The sequence below is a fragment of the Paenibacillus intestini genome (genome assembly GCF_030803945.1).
Classification (GTDB): Bacteria; Bacillota; Bacilli; order Paenibacillales; family Paenibacillaceae; genus Paenibacillus; species Paenibacillus polysaccharolyticus.
The window spans coordinates 37930-52507 of sequence record NZ_JAURUN010000006.1 but is presented as its reverse complement, the minus strand read 5'-3'; the positions used below and the strand labels follow the sequence as shown (position 1 = coordinate 52507).

Annotated in this window: 11 protein-coding genes and 1 pseudogene; 10 read left to right on the top strand and 2 right to left on the bottom strand. The window is 45.2% G+C overall.

The features are described from left to right. The first annotated feature begins 47 nt into the window (after positions 1-47). The 10 genes and pseudogenes from J2T16_RS16980 (at position 48) to J2T16_RS16935 (ending at position 10401) form a co-directional block, all read left to right on the top strand. Complete coding sequence (locus tag J2T16_RS16980) at positions 48-917, top strand: AraC family ligand binding domain-containing protein (RefSeq protein ID WP_336120880.1); 870 nt, start codon at positions 48-50, stop codon at positions 915-917. A 348-nt stretch (positions 918-1265) separates the two neighbouring features. Then, on the top strand, positions 1266-2228 hold the full coding sequence (locus J2T16_RS16975; RefSeq protein WP_499018824.1) for a DUF6597 domain-containing transcriptional factor: 963 nt from the start codon (positions 1266-1268) through the stop codon (positions 2226-2228). A 32-nt stretch (positions 2229-2260) separates the two neighbouring features. Next, the gene (locus tag J2T16_RS16970) at positions 2261-2749 is read left to right on the top strand and encodes a DinB family protein (protein WP_499018823.1); all 489 of its coding nucleotides are present in this window, start codon (positions 2261-2263) and stop codon (positions 2747-2749) included. Positions 2750-2945: 196 nt separating this feature from the next. Next, entirely contained in the window at positions 2946-3227 is a 282-nt protein-coding gene (locus J2T16_RS16965; protein WP_090918184.1) for a hypothetical protein, read from the top strand. A gap of 212 nt (positions 3228-3439) precedes the next feature. Continuing rightward, entirely contained in the window at positions 3440-3979 is a 540-nt protein-coding gene (locus tag J2T16_RS16960; protein ID WP_221787864.1) for a GNAT family N-acetyltransferase, read from the top strand. Positions 3980-4312: 333 nt separating this feature from the next. Beyond that, a complete protein-coding gene (gene rhaD / locus J2T16_RS16955) occupies positions 4313-5164 on the top strand; it encodes a rhamnulose-1-phosphate aldolase (RefSeq protein ID WP_221787866.1) in 852 nt (283 codons plus the stop codon). A gap of 338 nt (positions 5165-5502) precedes the next feature. Then, positions 5503-7320, top strand: a complete 1818-nt coding sequence (locus tag J2T16_RS16950; RefSeq protein WP_090918178.1) for a potassium transporter KimA — start codon at positions 5503-5505, stop codon at positions 7318-7320. 237 nt (positions 7321-7557) lie between these two features. Next, positions 7558-7840: pseudogene (locus J2T16_RS16945) on the top strand (ABC transporter substrate-binding protein); the annotation flags it as partial. A gap of 213 nt (positions 7841-8053) precedes the next feature. Beyond that, positions 8054-9145, top strand: a complete 1092-nt coding sequence (locus tag J2T16_RS16940) for a copper amine oxidase N-terminal domain-containing protein (protein ID WP_154890859.1) — start codon at positions 8054-8056, stop codon at positions 9143-9145. Between the two features lie 284 nt (positions 9146-9429). Next, positions 9430-10401, top strand: coding sequence for an ABC transporter substrate-binding protein (locus tag J2T16_RS16935; RefSeq protein WP_154890860.1), 972 nt, complete (start codon positions 9430-9432; stop codon positions 10399-10401). 219 nt (positions 10402-10620) lie between these two features. On the opposite strand, the gene J2T16_RS16930 is transcribed toward J2T16_RS16935, so the two are convergent. Continuing rightward, entirely contained in the window at positions 10621-13221 is a 2601-nt protein-coding gene (locus J2T16_RS16930) for a glycine betaine ABC transporter substrate-binding protein (protein WP_154890861.1), read from the bottom strand. Beyond that, positions 13187-14416 carry a quaternary amine ABC transporter ATP-binding protein gene (locus tag J2T16_RS16925; RefSeq protein ID WP_154890862.1) on the bottom strand — a complete coding sequence of 410 codons (1230 nt, stop codon included), beginning with the start codon at positions 14414-14416 and terminating at the stop codon, positions 13187-13189. The genes J2T16_RS16930 and J2T16_RS16925 overlap by 35 nt, the downstream gene beginning before the upstream one ends. Between the last annotated feature and the right edge of the window lie 162 nt (positions 14417-14578).

The following is a 14578-nucleotide window of genomic DNA, read 5'->3' as shown; positions in this document are numbered from 1 at the left end:
GATCAGGTACTTAGAAAATAAAGAATATTGCCCATATATATCACAATATGAAACTAAAGCTGGAGAGCGTGGTGTACCGCATGAATACACGAATCTTTTTTGGTAAAACAGACGAAGCCGCACGTCTGCCAGTCTATATGACGACCGTTGGGTATTGGGAACATCAATTTGAAACGGAGCGCCCGGAAGGCTTTCCCGATTACCAGATTCATCAGGTCATTCAGGGACAAGGCAGGCTGATTATAGAGGATGAAGGAGAGTATATCGTTGGCCCAGGGGAGGTGTTTATCACCTACCCCGATATTCCGCATGAGTATAGGCCTATTACGGATCACTGGGAACTGGCATGGGTATCCTTTCAAGGGCGGGAGGCAAGTCAGCTACTGGCCTATGCGGGAATCACCAGTTCAGGAGTATATAAGCTTAGAAAACCCAAACTGCTGAACGCTTTGGAATTGTTGCTTGTAAGGGAGGAAGGCACGGGGGATGCGATGAATGCTGCCGATGATCGGGACAGTTCCAAACACCTGTATGCCTTGCTACTGGATCTGAAGCCTTTGCTCATTGTGTCGGACAACGATAACGACGAGATGGAACGGTTGAAACCCGTGCTACGTTACATTACAGAGCACCTGGATCAGCCTTTGTCGCTGAAGGAACTGGCGGATGTGGCTGTTGTATCTCCTCAATATCTATGTCGGTTGTTTCAAAAGGCACTTCGTGTCAGACCTGTGTTTTATGTCAACCAGGAACGAATCAATCGTAGCAAACAGCTGATGTTCAGTGAGCGGGAGCTCCGAATTTATGAAGTGGCTGACCGGGTAGGGTATGAAAATGCGAGTTACTTCTGTACGATATTTAAACGACATACGGGCATGAGTCCCGAGAAATTTCGCAAACTGCATGGTTTAGGCTGAAAAGACGAGTAATAGTGCCTAACTTATTTTTCTTCTGTTCTTCATCTGTCCTTCGTTCATTTTTTGATCTGTTCTTCATCTGGATTTCAGTTTCTCTTAAGGTTGAGGGATTAATATAAATCTTGTAAACCCCTTCTCGTGTTAAATAGATGTGTGACTGGCCCTGTTCGGATTGTCCTCCGAGCAGGGCACTTTTTTTATGTTTAGCTGAGCGATCATACTCATGATATGATGAGAGAGAAGAATGAGCATAATAATATAATGTGAACCAAGAGATATTGAGAGATACCGGGAGATACCGATTAGATGAGGCTCTTTTTCGCATAAAAGGGAAAGGCAGGGAAATGCATGGACGCTCGTCTGCACGCATTGTATCGTCCGGTACAGATGAATGGGATGGACCCCCGTACATACTACATAGAGAATAGTCCTTCCCCTGTGCTTACACCTTATGTAGCCTGTTATTGGGAATCAGGAACTCGGGAACATAGGGAAGATGGCAAGTATGGCACAGATGGAATGGACATGGACATCAAGGTCAATGACTTAAGGTTGAAATTTCCGGCCTCTGCCCGGGTATTACCAGATGGTTGCACTGACATTCTGATCGATTATAATCCAGAGCAAGAAAGGCATACGTATAGCTATTGCGGCAATTACATGCAGCCTTTTGCTTTTCCGTTATCGTTGACAGCGCCTCCGGAGGGAGCTTATACGTTTGGAGTTCGCTTTTTTCCGGGGGGAGCTCCTTTTCTACACGGTCAGTCACTGGATTTGTTTACAGATCGTCGTGTACCCCTGGAAGACTGCTGGCCAATTCGATGGGACGAGCTAAGGTTGAAGATGGAGGAAACGGTGAATTTTGCTCAGCGTGTGCAGGTGATGGAGTCTTACCTCCGCCGAGTGACCCTGCGCAGTAGCCCGATTCATCATCATGCTGATCAGGATTTGATTCGTAATGTGCTCTACCGGATCTTCAAGGATAATGGCCGCTTGAGTATACAAGACCTTGCCCAGGGAGAAGCTGTCAGTGAACGTCAGTTGCATCGCAAAATGACCGAACAAGTGGGCATCAGTCCCAAGCGTTTTAGTGAAATTGTTCGTTTCCATCAGGTGTTGCATGGCATCCGCAAAGGCCTGGCTACGGACGGAGCTGGACTGGCACAGACGTATGGATTTTACGATCAGGCTCATCTGATCAGGCAATTCCGCAAGTTTTACGGCGATACACCGCTAGTTGCTGTTCAGGAGCATCAACAGATGTTGTCCGAAAAGTACAATGATGCGGCCGTATCTTCCGTTATACTATGAATCATAGACTTATCACAAAGGAGTAATGAATCATGAATGGAACATTGCAAATTCGAGAGCATCTGTTAACGGAACTGGAAACAGGCGTACGCACAGGCGCTTCGTTAATTCGTCTAATTCGTCCGGAGGACTGGGCGTATCGTCCGCAGGACAATATGCGTTCCCTTGTGGAGCTGGTGCATCATTTTATTCAGATTACGGCTTCGGATCTTGTCATCATGCAAGAGAAATGTGAGGCTGAAGTAGGTCAAGTGGAGAACCGTTTATCTGGAAACCAGGATATTGAGCAACTGGAAAAGACATTATGGAGCAATTTCGAGGCGTACAAAGCATATATTACAAGTCTCAGCGAAGAGGACTTTCTGAACCGCTCTACCAAAGCTTTCTATGCAGAGCATGGACACCTGCAGGTGCAGTGGCAGATCGAAACGCTCACACATGTGTTCCACCATCGCTCACAGCTCTATAATTACCTCAAACAACAAGGCCATGAATTGAACTTTTTTATGCTGTATGCCTAGTTTGTTCCTGGGTATGTTCTTGGACAAGCAGCTCTGCCGGATCATCCGGTGGGCTTTTTTTGTTTTTCGCGGGATACGTTATCTATTAAACTTATATGTCAGCTATAAATGTACGTTCTACCAGGGTTAATTCACCGTGGCTTTACTAGATTTGAAACATAGAATACCGTATCAAAGCAAAAAGGAGGTGATTTTGATGGCCATCCTTTTACCATTACAGTTCTACAATCTGCCAGCGGGTGTGGGTAAATCCTACTATGAAAACCTGTCTGGCGGCACCAATGCAAGTGTTACGGTGAACAACAATGGACCGTTTCCGGTATCTCTCGTCATCACTCGTGTAAATGCTCCAGTTGTCACTTATATTGTTCCGGTGAACAGCAGTTTGAGCATTACCGCAAGTCAGGTGCTGGTCTTCGCTTTGCTGGCGAACCAGGGAGGTGCTGCTTCCGGTACGATTGAAGTTGCTTTGGCGTAATCTATCAGATGTTAGTAGAACGTATGAACCTCTGCCGACCGGGTCGGCAGGGGTTACTTTTTCATATTGAAGCCTTGTCGTAAACAGGGGAAGGCGTATCAAACTACATAAAATGTTGGGGCCCGAGAGTTTACTCTGAACCGTACACGATTAATGGAATAGTATAGACCGCACGTTGAGACTGTGCCTGGGATTCGGGAGGTTGATAGAATATGAACCGTAAGCAAACCAAAATATTGGAAACGCAGCGACTTGTATTTACGACATGGGACGAAGGTGATCGTGCCCTCGCGTTTGCGCTCTGGGGTGATCATGAGGTGACCCGTTGGGTTCGTGGCAACGAGGTTCTGAGCGAAGAGGAAGTAGAGGCGAGGCTAACTCAGGAGATCGAGCGTGAGAAGCAGGAGGGAGTGCAGTACTGGCCCCTTTTTCAGAAAGATTCAGATGTGTTTATCGGTTGCTGTGGCCTCTGCCCTTATGATCCGGAGGAGAACATCTATGAGCTTGGTTTCCTGCTGACTCGGGATCACTGGGGACAAGGCTATGCGCAAGAAGCGGCGCAGGCTGTTGTTCGTTATGCTTTTGACAAATTAGAGGTAGCGACGCTGGTGGCAAGTCATCATCCGGATAATGAAGCGGCATGTCACATTTTGAGCCAACTGGGATTTGAGCAAATGCGCGAGCGACGGGATGAAGCAACAGGTGTGATGAAGCCTTTCTATAGATTACGGAAAAATAATACTGCCCGCTGATTAACGTTCTAGGGTATCTTATCTTGAGTCGTTTTCATGCATTTTTTATTTCGCGTTCAGCTTCTATTAAGGTGGGAAGGATATGATAACTCTTGTAAACCCCTTCTCGTGTTAAATAGATGTGTGACTGACCCTGCCGGGCGACGGCGGGGTATTTTTTTGCTTGTTTTCGACGTTTTACAATAAAATAAAGATAAACAAAAATAAATAAAATAATAATCTGTGTTTATTATTGACTAACAAACAAAAACAAAGGTATAATGAATGTGAAAAAAGGAACTTAATTTGATCGTGACAGCCCCATTTTATACTTGAACATAGGAGAGGATAGACATGAACGTGACCCTTCAGACCGAAAGACAGCAACCTGCCGGTTTCAATATTCCATTTGTACGCGAGATGGCAGAGATTACGCAGCATATGTGGAAAAATGGATGGGATGAGCGTAATGGCGGTAATGTCAGCTATCTGCTGAAAGAGGAAGAGGTTGCACCTTACATTGACATTCATCATGTGATCCGCACCATCACACCTGCCTTTTCCGTGCAAGAACTGGCGGGACAATATTTTATCGTTACGGCATCGGGCAAATATTTCAAAAACGTGCTGGCAGACCCGGAAGGCAATCTGGGTGTACTGCGTGTATCTGCGGATGGACAGGTGCTGGAGGTATTGTGGGGGCTGAACGGTGGCGCGAACCCGACAAGTGAACTGCCGACCCATTTTATGAGCCATATTGAACGTTTGAAAAGAGACCCGAACCACCGGGTTGTCATGCACAACCACGCGACACATGTACTAGCCATGACCTTCATCCATGAGCTGGACGAGGCCAAGTTTACCAAGACACTCTGGCAGATGTGCACCGAATGTGTGGTGGTATTCCCAGATGGCGTTGGGATCATTCCTTGGATGATGCCCGGTTCGAATGAAATCGGCCGCGCAACGGCGGAGAAAATGCGGGAGTATCACGCGGTGATCTGGCCGCAGCACGGCATTTTTGGAACAGGTACAACGATTGACGAAGCGTTTGGTCTGATTGAGACCATCGAGAAAGCAGCACAAGTGTACATGCTTGTTGCAGGTCACGATATCAGGCAGCGGATTACGGATGAGCAACTACTTGCCCTTACAGAGCAATTTGGCGTAACTCCTCGTCCCGGTATCATTCAAAATGAAGTGTAAACAAGATCCATATGACAATTGTGTTATATGAAGCTGACCATATGAAATCGTGATCGTGGCCTTTGGTTCTTTGAACCGAAGGTCTTTTTCTTTTTTCAGGCAAACAATCGCCGTTTTGGGTCAAAAACGTTCATTTTGCTTAGCAAGAAAGGCTTTGTTATCGAATATTGAATCGTAGAATGCATTATCACGCGCTGGCGATTTTCGGGTGAAATGACGTATTGTCAACGGCTCTGCGATTTTGCATAATAACTATGCTTCATAGATAAGAACAGACATTGTTACCCAGATGAGAAGCAAAGAAGCTTATAGACAAGAGATGGAAGGAAGTTATGATCATGCTTGGCAAAATGAAGAGAATCTTAATCGGCAAGCCAATGAAGTCGGCTGAATTGGATGCAGAAAAATTGGGGAAATGGAAGGCGCTCGCCATCCTGTCTTCCGATGCTTTATCATCCGTGGCCTACGGTACGGAACAGATTTTGCTGGTGCTGGTTGCGGCGGGATTCGCCGCCTTGTGGTACTCGGTTCCGATTTCCATCGCCGTGCTGGGATTGCTCGTCATTTTAATTTTTTCGTATCGCCAGACCATATTTGCTTATCCTACAGGGGGCGGCGCGTATATCGTAGCCAAGGATAACCTGGGCACCACACCGAGCTTGATTGCCGGGGGTTCATTGCTAGTCGATTATATCCTGACCGTGGCTGTAAGTTCTTCCGCAGGTACGGATGCGATCACATCTGCTTTTCCTGTACTGCATGACTATAGTGTCATTATTGCGCTTATTATGATTGTGTTTCTGACCGTTATGAATCTACGAGGGGTTACGGAGTCAGCTTCGGTGCTGGCGATCCCTATTTACCTGTTTATCTTTTCGATTGCGATACTCATTATTTCGGGTGGATTCAAATTTCTGACTGGTGGTATGCATGCTGCGGCTCCGGAATTCGGAACAAGTCTGTCGCATGTCAGTATCTTCCTGCTGCTTAAAGCGTTCAGCTCTGGATGCTCGGCTTTGACCGGGGTTGAGGCGGTTAGTAACGCCATTCCGAACTTCAAGCAACCTGCGGAGAAAAATGCAGCCGGAACGTTGCTGCTGATGGGATGCATCCTTGGTGCCATGTTTATCGGTATTACGCTGTTAGCCTTTGGGTATGGGATCAAACCTGATCCCAAAGCAACGGTCATTTCCCAGATTGCCGAAGCTACGTTTGGCAGAGGATGGATGTATTTTATTATCCAGGGTGTTACAGCCCTGATCTTGTTCCTCGCGGCGAATACGGCATACTCTGCTTTCCCGCTGTTGTCCTTCATGATGGCGAAGGATAAATATATGCCGCATATGTTCATGGTGCGAGGAGACCGTCTGGGCTTCTCCAACGGGATTATTTTTCTCAGCGTCATGTCGGCACTTCTTGTCGTTGGATTTAAAGGGGATACTGGCAACCTGATCCCGCTCTATGCGGTCGGGGTGTTCATTCCTTTTACACTGTCGCAGCTCGGCATGATGATACGCTGGATTAAAATTAAACCGTCAGGGTGGAAGACAAAACTGCTGGTGAATACAATCGGTATGCTGACCACACTGTCGATTACACTCATTTTTATTTTCACCAAGTTCACGCAGACATGGGTTATCTTTATCTTCTTGCCACTGGTCGTTTATGTGTTCATGCGCATTCGCAGCCATTACTGCAACATCGCAGACGAACTACGTATCGATATTCAGGTGGATAAACCGGCCAAGAAAGGCAATACGATTGTTATTCCGGTGGCGGGCATTACTCGGGTGGTGATGAATACCATCAGTTACGCCCAGACGATGTCGGATCATGTGGTGGCACTGTACATCGGCTTTGATGATGAGGCTATACGGAAGATGGAGCAGAAGTGGGAAGAATGGAATCCAGGCGTCCGTCTGGTCGTAATCAAATCGAGGTACCGCAGCATTATGGGCCCGCTGAAGAAATTCATTGATACGGTGGAATGGAAAACAGCCGAAACCGATCATATCACCATCCTGATACCGCAATTTATTACGAAGCACTGGTGGCAAAATGTACTGCATAACCAGACCAGCTTCATGATTCGGGCTTATCTGATTAATTATAAAGATGTGATTGTGACGACGGTGCCGTATCATCTGAATCGGTAATGGGAGGATAGGCCGCAACGATATAAAAAAGGTTCGTCGATGTACGGTGATATTTTGTATAGAATGTACACATCATTTTACCGCAAGGAAACTCCGGTGTGGAGTGTACTTGCGGTTTTTATGTGTATTGTAAGTTTGTGTAATGTGCAATACGCCTCTATTTTATCTATGTTATGTAAAGTGCGTACTTCAAACCAGAATCATGATTATGTTAACAATGGAATTGGTAAAAGCAAATATTTCCTAATTACGACAGCAACCTACGATCAGCAAGTAATAAAGGATAATATGACGAAATATCCGCAGTTCCAGGGCAGCAGTCGACCAATTGCACGCTTCAGCCGATTCGACAGCAACATTCGGCGCAGTTATGGGTGTTTTTCCGGAAGCGAGACAAATTGTCGAAGGATCAATTGAAGCCGTGCCGAATGGACAAGGTTCGCCATGAGAGATCCTAGATGCCGCTGCGAAGCAGATTACGGAAAAAATCAATCAGTACAATAGTACAGTCAAGAAGTAATTCATACCTTGCAGGGTTGACGAGTGGGAAACTGAATGCGGTCTGTATGCCGCATTCGTTTTTTGTAATTGATTAACTAAAAGGAAGAATTTTTTTTAAAAAATATCGAAAAAAAATGTATAGTAAGGAGGGGAGGCATAGTCTGTCAATAGACAAAGATTGTTTGAAGAAGTGAGGAAGTAAAGAGACTACATACGTGAAGGAGAAGAAAGAATGAAGAAACTGAGTTTACTTGTGATGTTTTTTATGCTTTTATTTAGTTCCAATGTGTTTGCAGAGGATTTAACAGTGAAGGATGTTGAGCTCGATCCTGCCATTACGGCTTCTGTAGGAGATAAGTTTAACTTAAATATCTATGTTATTTATGATGACGAATTCACATTACATGATGCCAATGATCCGTATTATAAGAGACCGGTCGGTCTTACGAAAACAGATTATACTATTAGTGATCCCCACCTGCTTCAAGTATTAAGCAATGGCATGGTCAAAATTCTGGGAGTTGGTTCTTCCAAAATTACAGTTAAGGTTGAAAATATAGAAAAGTCAGTTATCATTTCAGGAAGCTTAGACAGCCCAATAGATGGGGGATATTTAAAAAATGGTGTGACACTTGTTCCTATGAAAGAGGTAGTCCAAGCTTTGGGAGGCAGTGTCAATTATTTGGCTCAGCAGGGCCTCTTTGAAATTAAAGTTGGTTCTACGCAAGTGAGTTTGCCTAAATCAGGTACAAAGGCTAGTTTAAATGGAAATTCTCTCACTTTAAAGTCTCCACTTCTTGTAGAGAATGGCGTGACTTTAATGCCTGCTTCAGTGCTATCTGATGCTTTCGGAGCAGGATTAAAAAATAATGGCGAAACGATGCAAGTATCTATTGGTCAAGGGAAAATGAATATCCAGATTGAAAAGCCAAAGAAACAAAACAGTACAACAGTTACTAAGCCGACTAAAAAAGGAAAACTATATGCTGTACCGGCAACAGGGGATATGAAGGGATGGAGTATTCTCAAAGGTCATCCATATGAGAAGAGTGTTATTGTATACTTCAAAGTTGACGGATCGATTGTACAAATCCATACGAAGGACATCAGTAAGGTGGATCTGAACAAAAAGGTAAAGTGGACAGACCTGAACGGTAAAAAGCATACGAATACGGTAAAGGAGCTTTACCTCTTTTTCGGAAAAACAAGTGGTCTGTATTCAAGTGAATTACTGTATAAAATGTTCGGAGAGACCTACGCTAACTGGATTGCCATAGGCTCTATTAACGCAGAACAATATGTTGATCAGTATTTACAAAAATAGGGATTTGTTTAAAATGTGTTTCAACGAAGACAAGTGAGGAGAATTTCATTCATGACTTGTTATTTTCTTCACTATAGAAACAGCTTACAGGCAAAAGTCTGTAAGCTGTTTTTTTTGCGAACGAATCGATTCTTTTTCGAAACAAGTGAATGCAAACGATAAACTAAAGAAAAATCTAGAAATTCGTTTCAAGATGATTGACATGCTATCGACTCATATCATATAATCAACACGTTCATTAAATTGATAATGATTATCATTAACGATTAGGGGAGACTATACAGATGAAAAAGCAATGGATTCTACCGTTCATCGTGCTGATGTTGTTTACGATGATTGCCAGCGCATGTGGTAACGGGGCTTCAAGCGGTGCATCAGACAATGGAAAACAAGAGACAACTGCAACGGAAGGGACGAGCAGTGAAGCAGCGAATACTTCAGATACGATAACGTATCAATCCGAGACAGGGCCCGTGGAAATTCCGGCTAAACCGCAACGTATCGTTGCTTTGACGAACGGTCCCAATATCCTTTCTATGGATGTAACGCCAGTGGGCGTAGATAAATGGACAGCAGAAAATCCGCTGTTCAAGGATAAATTAAAAGACGTTGCTATCGTAAGTGATGAAGATCCGGAGAGTGTCTCCGCTTTGAATCCTGACTTAATCATTGCAGGTTCACATATGAAAAATCTTGAACAACTTTCCAAAATTGCCCCAACGATCATATACACATGGGGTAAACTCGATTATTTGCAACAGCAACTGGAGATTGGTAAAGTGCTGAACAAAGAGTCTGAAGCACAAGCATGGATTGATGATTTCACCAAAAGAGCCGGGGAGATCGGCAATGAGATTAAAGCGAAGTATGGAGATAAAGTAACGGTGTCCACCATCGAAATCGCTGATAAAGAAGTTTTTGCCATGGGGGATCACTGGGCACGTGGAACGGAAGCGCTGTACCAAGCCATGAAGTTGAATATGCCTGAAAAAGTAAAGAATGATACGTTAAAAGATGGTTATCACTCCTTGTCACTTGAAGTGCTTCCGGAGTACATGGGTGACTTCATCGTGCTCAGTAGAGACATGACTCGGGATAACGAGATTATGAAGTCGGGAATCTGGAGTAAAATTCCGGCCGTTCAGAACAAACAGGTTATCGAGCTCGATACCAAAGCGGTGACGTACAGTGACCCGATTACGCTCGACTATGTATTGAATATTTTCAAAGAAGGATTTCTTGGCACAGGGAAATAATCAAGCAATTAACACCTAAGGGATTACGCGTAAACCTTTCATAATAAAAATGATATAAGAGAAGAGACGATGAGGCACAAAGGCCCTTTTCGTCTCTTTGTTAGTTAAACGAAAACGGCCTATCTCGTACATTCGAGATAGGCCGTTTTCATTAAAAGAAACAATGCTATAAGAACAAAATCAACTTACTGCAAAGAATGTTTGAACAAGAGAAAAGATTTATTTATCCTTTAAGTCTGCGATGGATTTGATATCCATGTATGCTGGTACAACAAGCCCCGTTTTTACACCTGTCATATTGGCACCAAGGTCATCCAATTGATCCTTGTATTTAGCCCAATAATCAGCATGTGTCAGAGGAAGCCATGCAGCCGGAGAAGCATCCACGTCGCCCGATGCAACACCCGTCCACATTGGTCCGGCTTCAACTTGCAGTGCATTGACTTTATAACCGAGATTTTTTTCCATTACATATTTCAGTAGGTTCGTACTTGCAATCTCGGAGTCCCAGGCAACATAACCGAGACGGAACGTATCGCCGTTCACGGGTGTCAGACCTTTCGTCCATTCATCAATCTGATCTTTGTGTTTCTCAGCATAGTCTTTGGCAGCTTGTTCCGGTGAGGTACCGTCCTGAATGACAATCATCATCTCGCCCATCTCATCCGAAGTCCATTTGAAGCGGGACAGGAATTCATAAGCTACCGGATGATCTTCTTTCAGACCTTTACGAGCGATGGTATGAATTTCTTCGGCATCTCCATAGACTTTATCGGGATCTTCCAAATATTTCAGGTCATATTGGTTGAACATCCAATGCGGAGTCCAACCTGTAATAATAATTGGTTCTTTATTCTTGTAAGCTTTGTCCAGCGTAGCCGTCATGGCTGCGCCGGACCCTTCTACCAAATTCCAGTTGGTCAGGCCATATTTTTCAATGGCACTGGCGGTGGATTTCATAATACCGGCACCTGGGTCAATACCGATAATCCGGTGGTTGACTTCATCTCCAACGTTGGCATTTGCCGCAGGTTCAGAGGATGAACCAGAAGTTGAAGCCCCCGTTTCCAAATCTTCAATCGAGTTAACGTCCGTCATATATTTAGGAACAACCAGACCTGTGCGTACACCTGTCATATTGGCTCCAAGGTCCTCAACTTGATCTTTGTAACGTTCCCAGTAGTCAGCATGTGTCAGTGGTAACCAGGCCGCAGGAGATGCATCTACGTCACCTGAGGCCACACCCGTCCACATAGGTCCAGCTTCAACTTGAAGTGCGTTGACTTTGTATCCGAGTTTGTTCTCCATGACATATTTCAGCAAGTTGGTACTTGCAATCTCGGAATCCCATGCAACATAACTCAGTTTGAACGCATCACCGTTCACCGGTGTCAGACCTTTTGTCCATTCGTCAATCTGATCCGCATGTTTCTCTGCATAATCTTTGGCAGCCTGTTCAGGGGATGTACCATCCTGAATGGCAATCATCATCTCACCCATCTCATCCGAAGTCCATTTAAAGCGCTTCAGGAACTCATAAGCAACCGGGTGATCTTCTTTCAGGCCTTTACGAGCGATGGTATGAATTTCTTCGGCATCACCAAACGATTTTTTGGGGTCTTCCAAATATTTCAGATCATACTTGTTGAACATCCAGTGAGGAGTCCAGCCAGTAATGATGATTGGTTGTTCGTTTTTGATGGCTTTGTCCAGTGTAGCGGTCATCGCGGCACCCGAACCTTCAATCAGGTTCCAGTCTGACAAGTTATAATCCTTGATGGCTTTGGCGGTTGATTTCATAATGCCTGCACCTGGATCGATACCAATAATCTGATAGTTCACTTCCTTACCTACAGCATTGGCTGCTCCGTTGTTGCCACCAGCAGATGTTGTGCTGCCCGTGAAGTATTGAGAGAAGCCAGCAACAAGTACAAGTAGTGTTGCCGCTGCAGTAATCCATGCCTTTTGTTTCGTAGAGACACGAGAAGTTTTTTTGCGGCCAGGCATAAACAAATTTTGCGTAAAGCGGTCAAGCACGATGGCAAGTACCACGACAGCAAGACCGGCTTCAAAACCTTTACCAATCTGAAGCTGCGTTACAGCACGGTACACTTCTGCACCGATACCCTGTGCACCGATCATGGATGCAATAACAACCATGGACAGGGACAACATGATGGTCTGGTTAATACCGGACATCACCGTAGGCAAGGCGAGCGGAAGCTGTACCTTGAACAATTTCTGAGCCGAAGTTGATCCAAAAGCATCCGCTGCCTCAACCAGTTCACTGGAAACTTGCTTAATCCCCAGGTGAGTCAGACGAATGGTTGGCGGAATAGCGAAGATCACCGATGCTATAACGCCGGGAACAACGCCGAGACTGAAGAACGTAACGGCTGGCAACAGATAAACGAATGCTGGCATCGTCTGCATGAAGTCAAGCAGCGGTGTGATAATCCGTGCAGCCGTTTTGCTGTATGCCAGCCAGATACCAACAGGCACACCGACCAGAATTGAGATCAATCCTGACGTGATAACAAGACCGAGCGTGTCCATGGATTGAGACCAGTAGCCCAGGTTATCGACAAGCAGGAATCCGATAACAGTAAACAGGGTAAGAGGCAATCTGCCTACCAAAAACGCCAGTACACCTAGTATAGCAATAAACAGGAGCGGATGAGGCAACATAAACAGCCCCGAGAAAAATCCGACTACTTCCTGAATAACGACAGAGATCACTTTAAACAATCCGGAGAGCGAGGAGCTCATCCAGTCAACGATGGATTCAATCCACGATGCTAGTGGTATTTTGGGAATCATTCACAGGTTCCTCCTTTGTTGCGACTTCACCGCTTAGTGCACCGAGCAGGGCTCCGCGAACGATAACGCCTTGCAGACGGCCAGTTTCGCTTACAACGGCGAGTGGCACATGGGCTGAACTTACAATCTCAAACAATTCATGAATGAGAGTTTCAGGCGACACTGTCGGACCATCTGTAATCAGAATATCGTTTAATACTTTATTTTCGCGCATTGCACGGGTTGCGTCTTCTGCTGTAATGACGCCCAGCAATTTTTTGGAGCGGTCAATGACAAACAGGTTCGATATCCCACGCTCACGCATTAACTCGAGAGCAACACGGGGACCACGATCTGTTGTAATGGTTTCAGGACGACGCATAACGTGTGATGCTGTGAGGACCTTGGACAAGTCCACGTCTTCGACGAAGCGGGCCACGTATGAGTTGGCCGGTTGAATCATAATTTCCTCCGGTGTACCGATCTGCACAACGGCGCCGTCTTTCATAAGAGCAATCCGATCGCCGATGCGCAGCGCTTCGTCCAAGTCATGGGTAATGAAAATAATCGTCTTTTTCATCTTATCCTGAAGCTCAATCAACTCATCTTGCATATCACGACGAATCAATGGATCAAGCGCACTGAAGGCTTCGTCCATCAGCAGTACTTCCGGGTCATTCGCAAGTGCCCGAGCGAGGCCGACACGTTGCTGCATCCCGCCGCTCAGTTCATCCGGCATTTTGTCTTCCCAGCCTTTAAGGCCAACCAGTTCGAGTGAGGTCTTGGCTTTCTCACGGCGAACTTCCTTATCTACCTTTTGAATTTCTAAACCATATTCCACATTATCAAGAACAGTGCGGTGCGGAAACAACGCAAACTTCTGAAACACCATACTGATCGTTTTCCGGCGTACTTCACGCAATTGTTCTTTGTTCATTTTTCGCAAATCTTTGCCATGAACCAGTATTTCTCCGGATGTTGGTTCAATCAGGCGATTGAACATCCGAACCAGTGTGGACTTACCACTACCGGACAGGCCCATAATAACGAAGATTTCGCCTTCTTTAATTTCCATGTTGACCCGATTGACACCAACCGTTATTTGTTTTTCTTTGGCCAACTTTTCTTTGCCCCAACCTTGCTCCAGTAATTCAAGACCTTGCTCGGTTTGGGGGCCAAACAGTTTACTTACGTTTTTTACTTCAAGTATGGTCATGTTTTCACCCCTTCTGATGTGTTGTGCACTTCGAACGGCCTTCAGCAACCACAAGCCCATACACTTGTGCGCCCAGCCACGAAATCCGGTAATTTTTGCTTCGCTTCCCGTCTTTCTGGGTAACGGTTTGTATTCTAACAATAGTTAACCAGTATAGCAACC

Bases quoted from the DNA above. Each gene is read 5' to 3' on its own strand.
- J2T16_RS16970 (WP_499018823.1), top strand. From the start codon at position 2,261: ATGAATGGAACATTGCAAATTCGAGAGCATCTGTTAACGGAACTGGAA.
- rhaD (WP_221787866.1), top strand. From the start codon at position 4,313: ATGAACGTGACCCTTCAGACCGAAAGACAGCAACCTGCCGGTTTCAAT.
- J2T16_RS16930 (WP_154890861.1), bottom strand. From the start codon at position 13,221: ATGATTCCCAAAATACCACTAGCATCGTGGATTGAATCCATCGTTGAC.
- J2T16_RS16925 (WP_154890862.1), bottom strand. From the start codon at position 14,416: ATGACCATACTTGAAGTAAAAAACGTAAGTAAACTGTTTGGCCCCCAA.
- J2T16_RS16940 (WP_154890859.1), top strand. From the start codon at position 8,054: ATGAAGAAACTGAGTTTACTTGTGATGTTTTTTATGCTTTTATTTAGT.
- J2T16_RS16950 (WP_090918178.1), top strand. From the start codon at position 5,503: ATGCTTGGCAAAATGAAGAGAATCTTAATCGGCAAGCCAATGAAGTCG.
- J2T16_RS16935 (WP_154890860.1), top strand. From the start codon at position 9,430: ATGAAAAAGCAATGGATTCTACCGTTCATCGTGCTGATGTTGTTTACG.
- J2T16_RS16960 (WP_221787864.1), top strand. From the start codon at position 3,440: ATGAACCGTAAGCAAACCAAAATATTGGAAACGCAGCGACTTGTATTT.
- J2T16_RS16975 (WP_499018824.1), top strand. From the start codon at position 1,266: ATGGACGCTCGTCTGCACGCATTGTATCGTCCGGTACAGATGAATGGG.
- J2T16_RS16965 (WP_090918184.1), top strand. From the start codon at position 2,946: ATGGCCATCCTTTTACCATTACAGTTCTACAATCTGCCAGCGGGTGTG.
- J2T16_RS16980 (WP_336120880.1), top strand. From the start codon at position 48: ATGAAACTAAAGCTGGAGAGCGTGGTGTACCGCATGAATACACGAATC.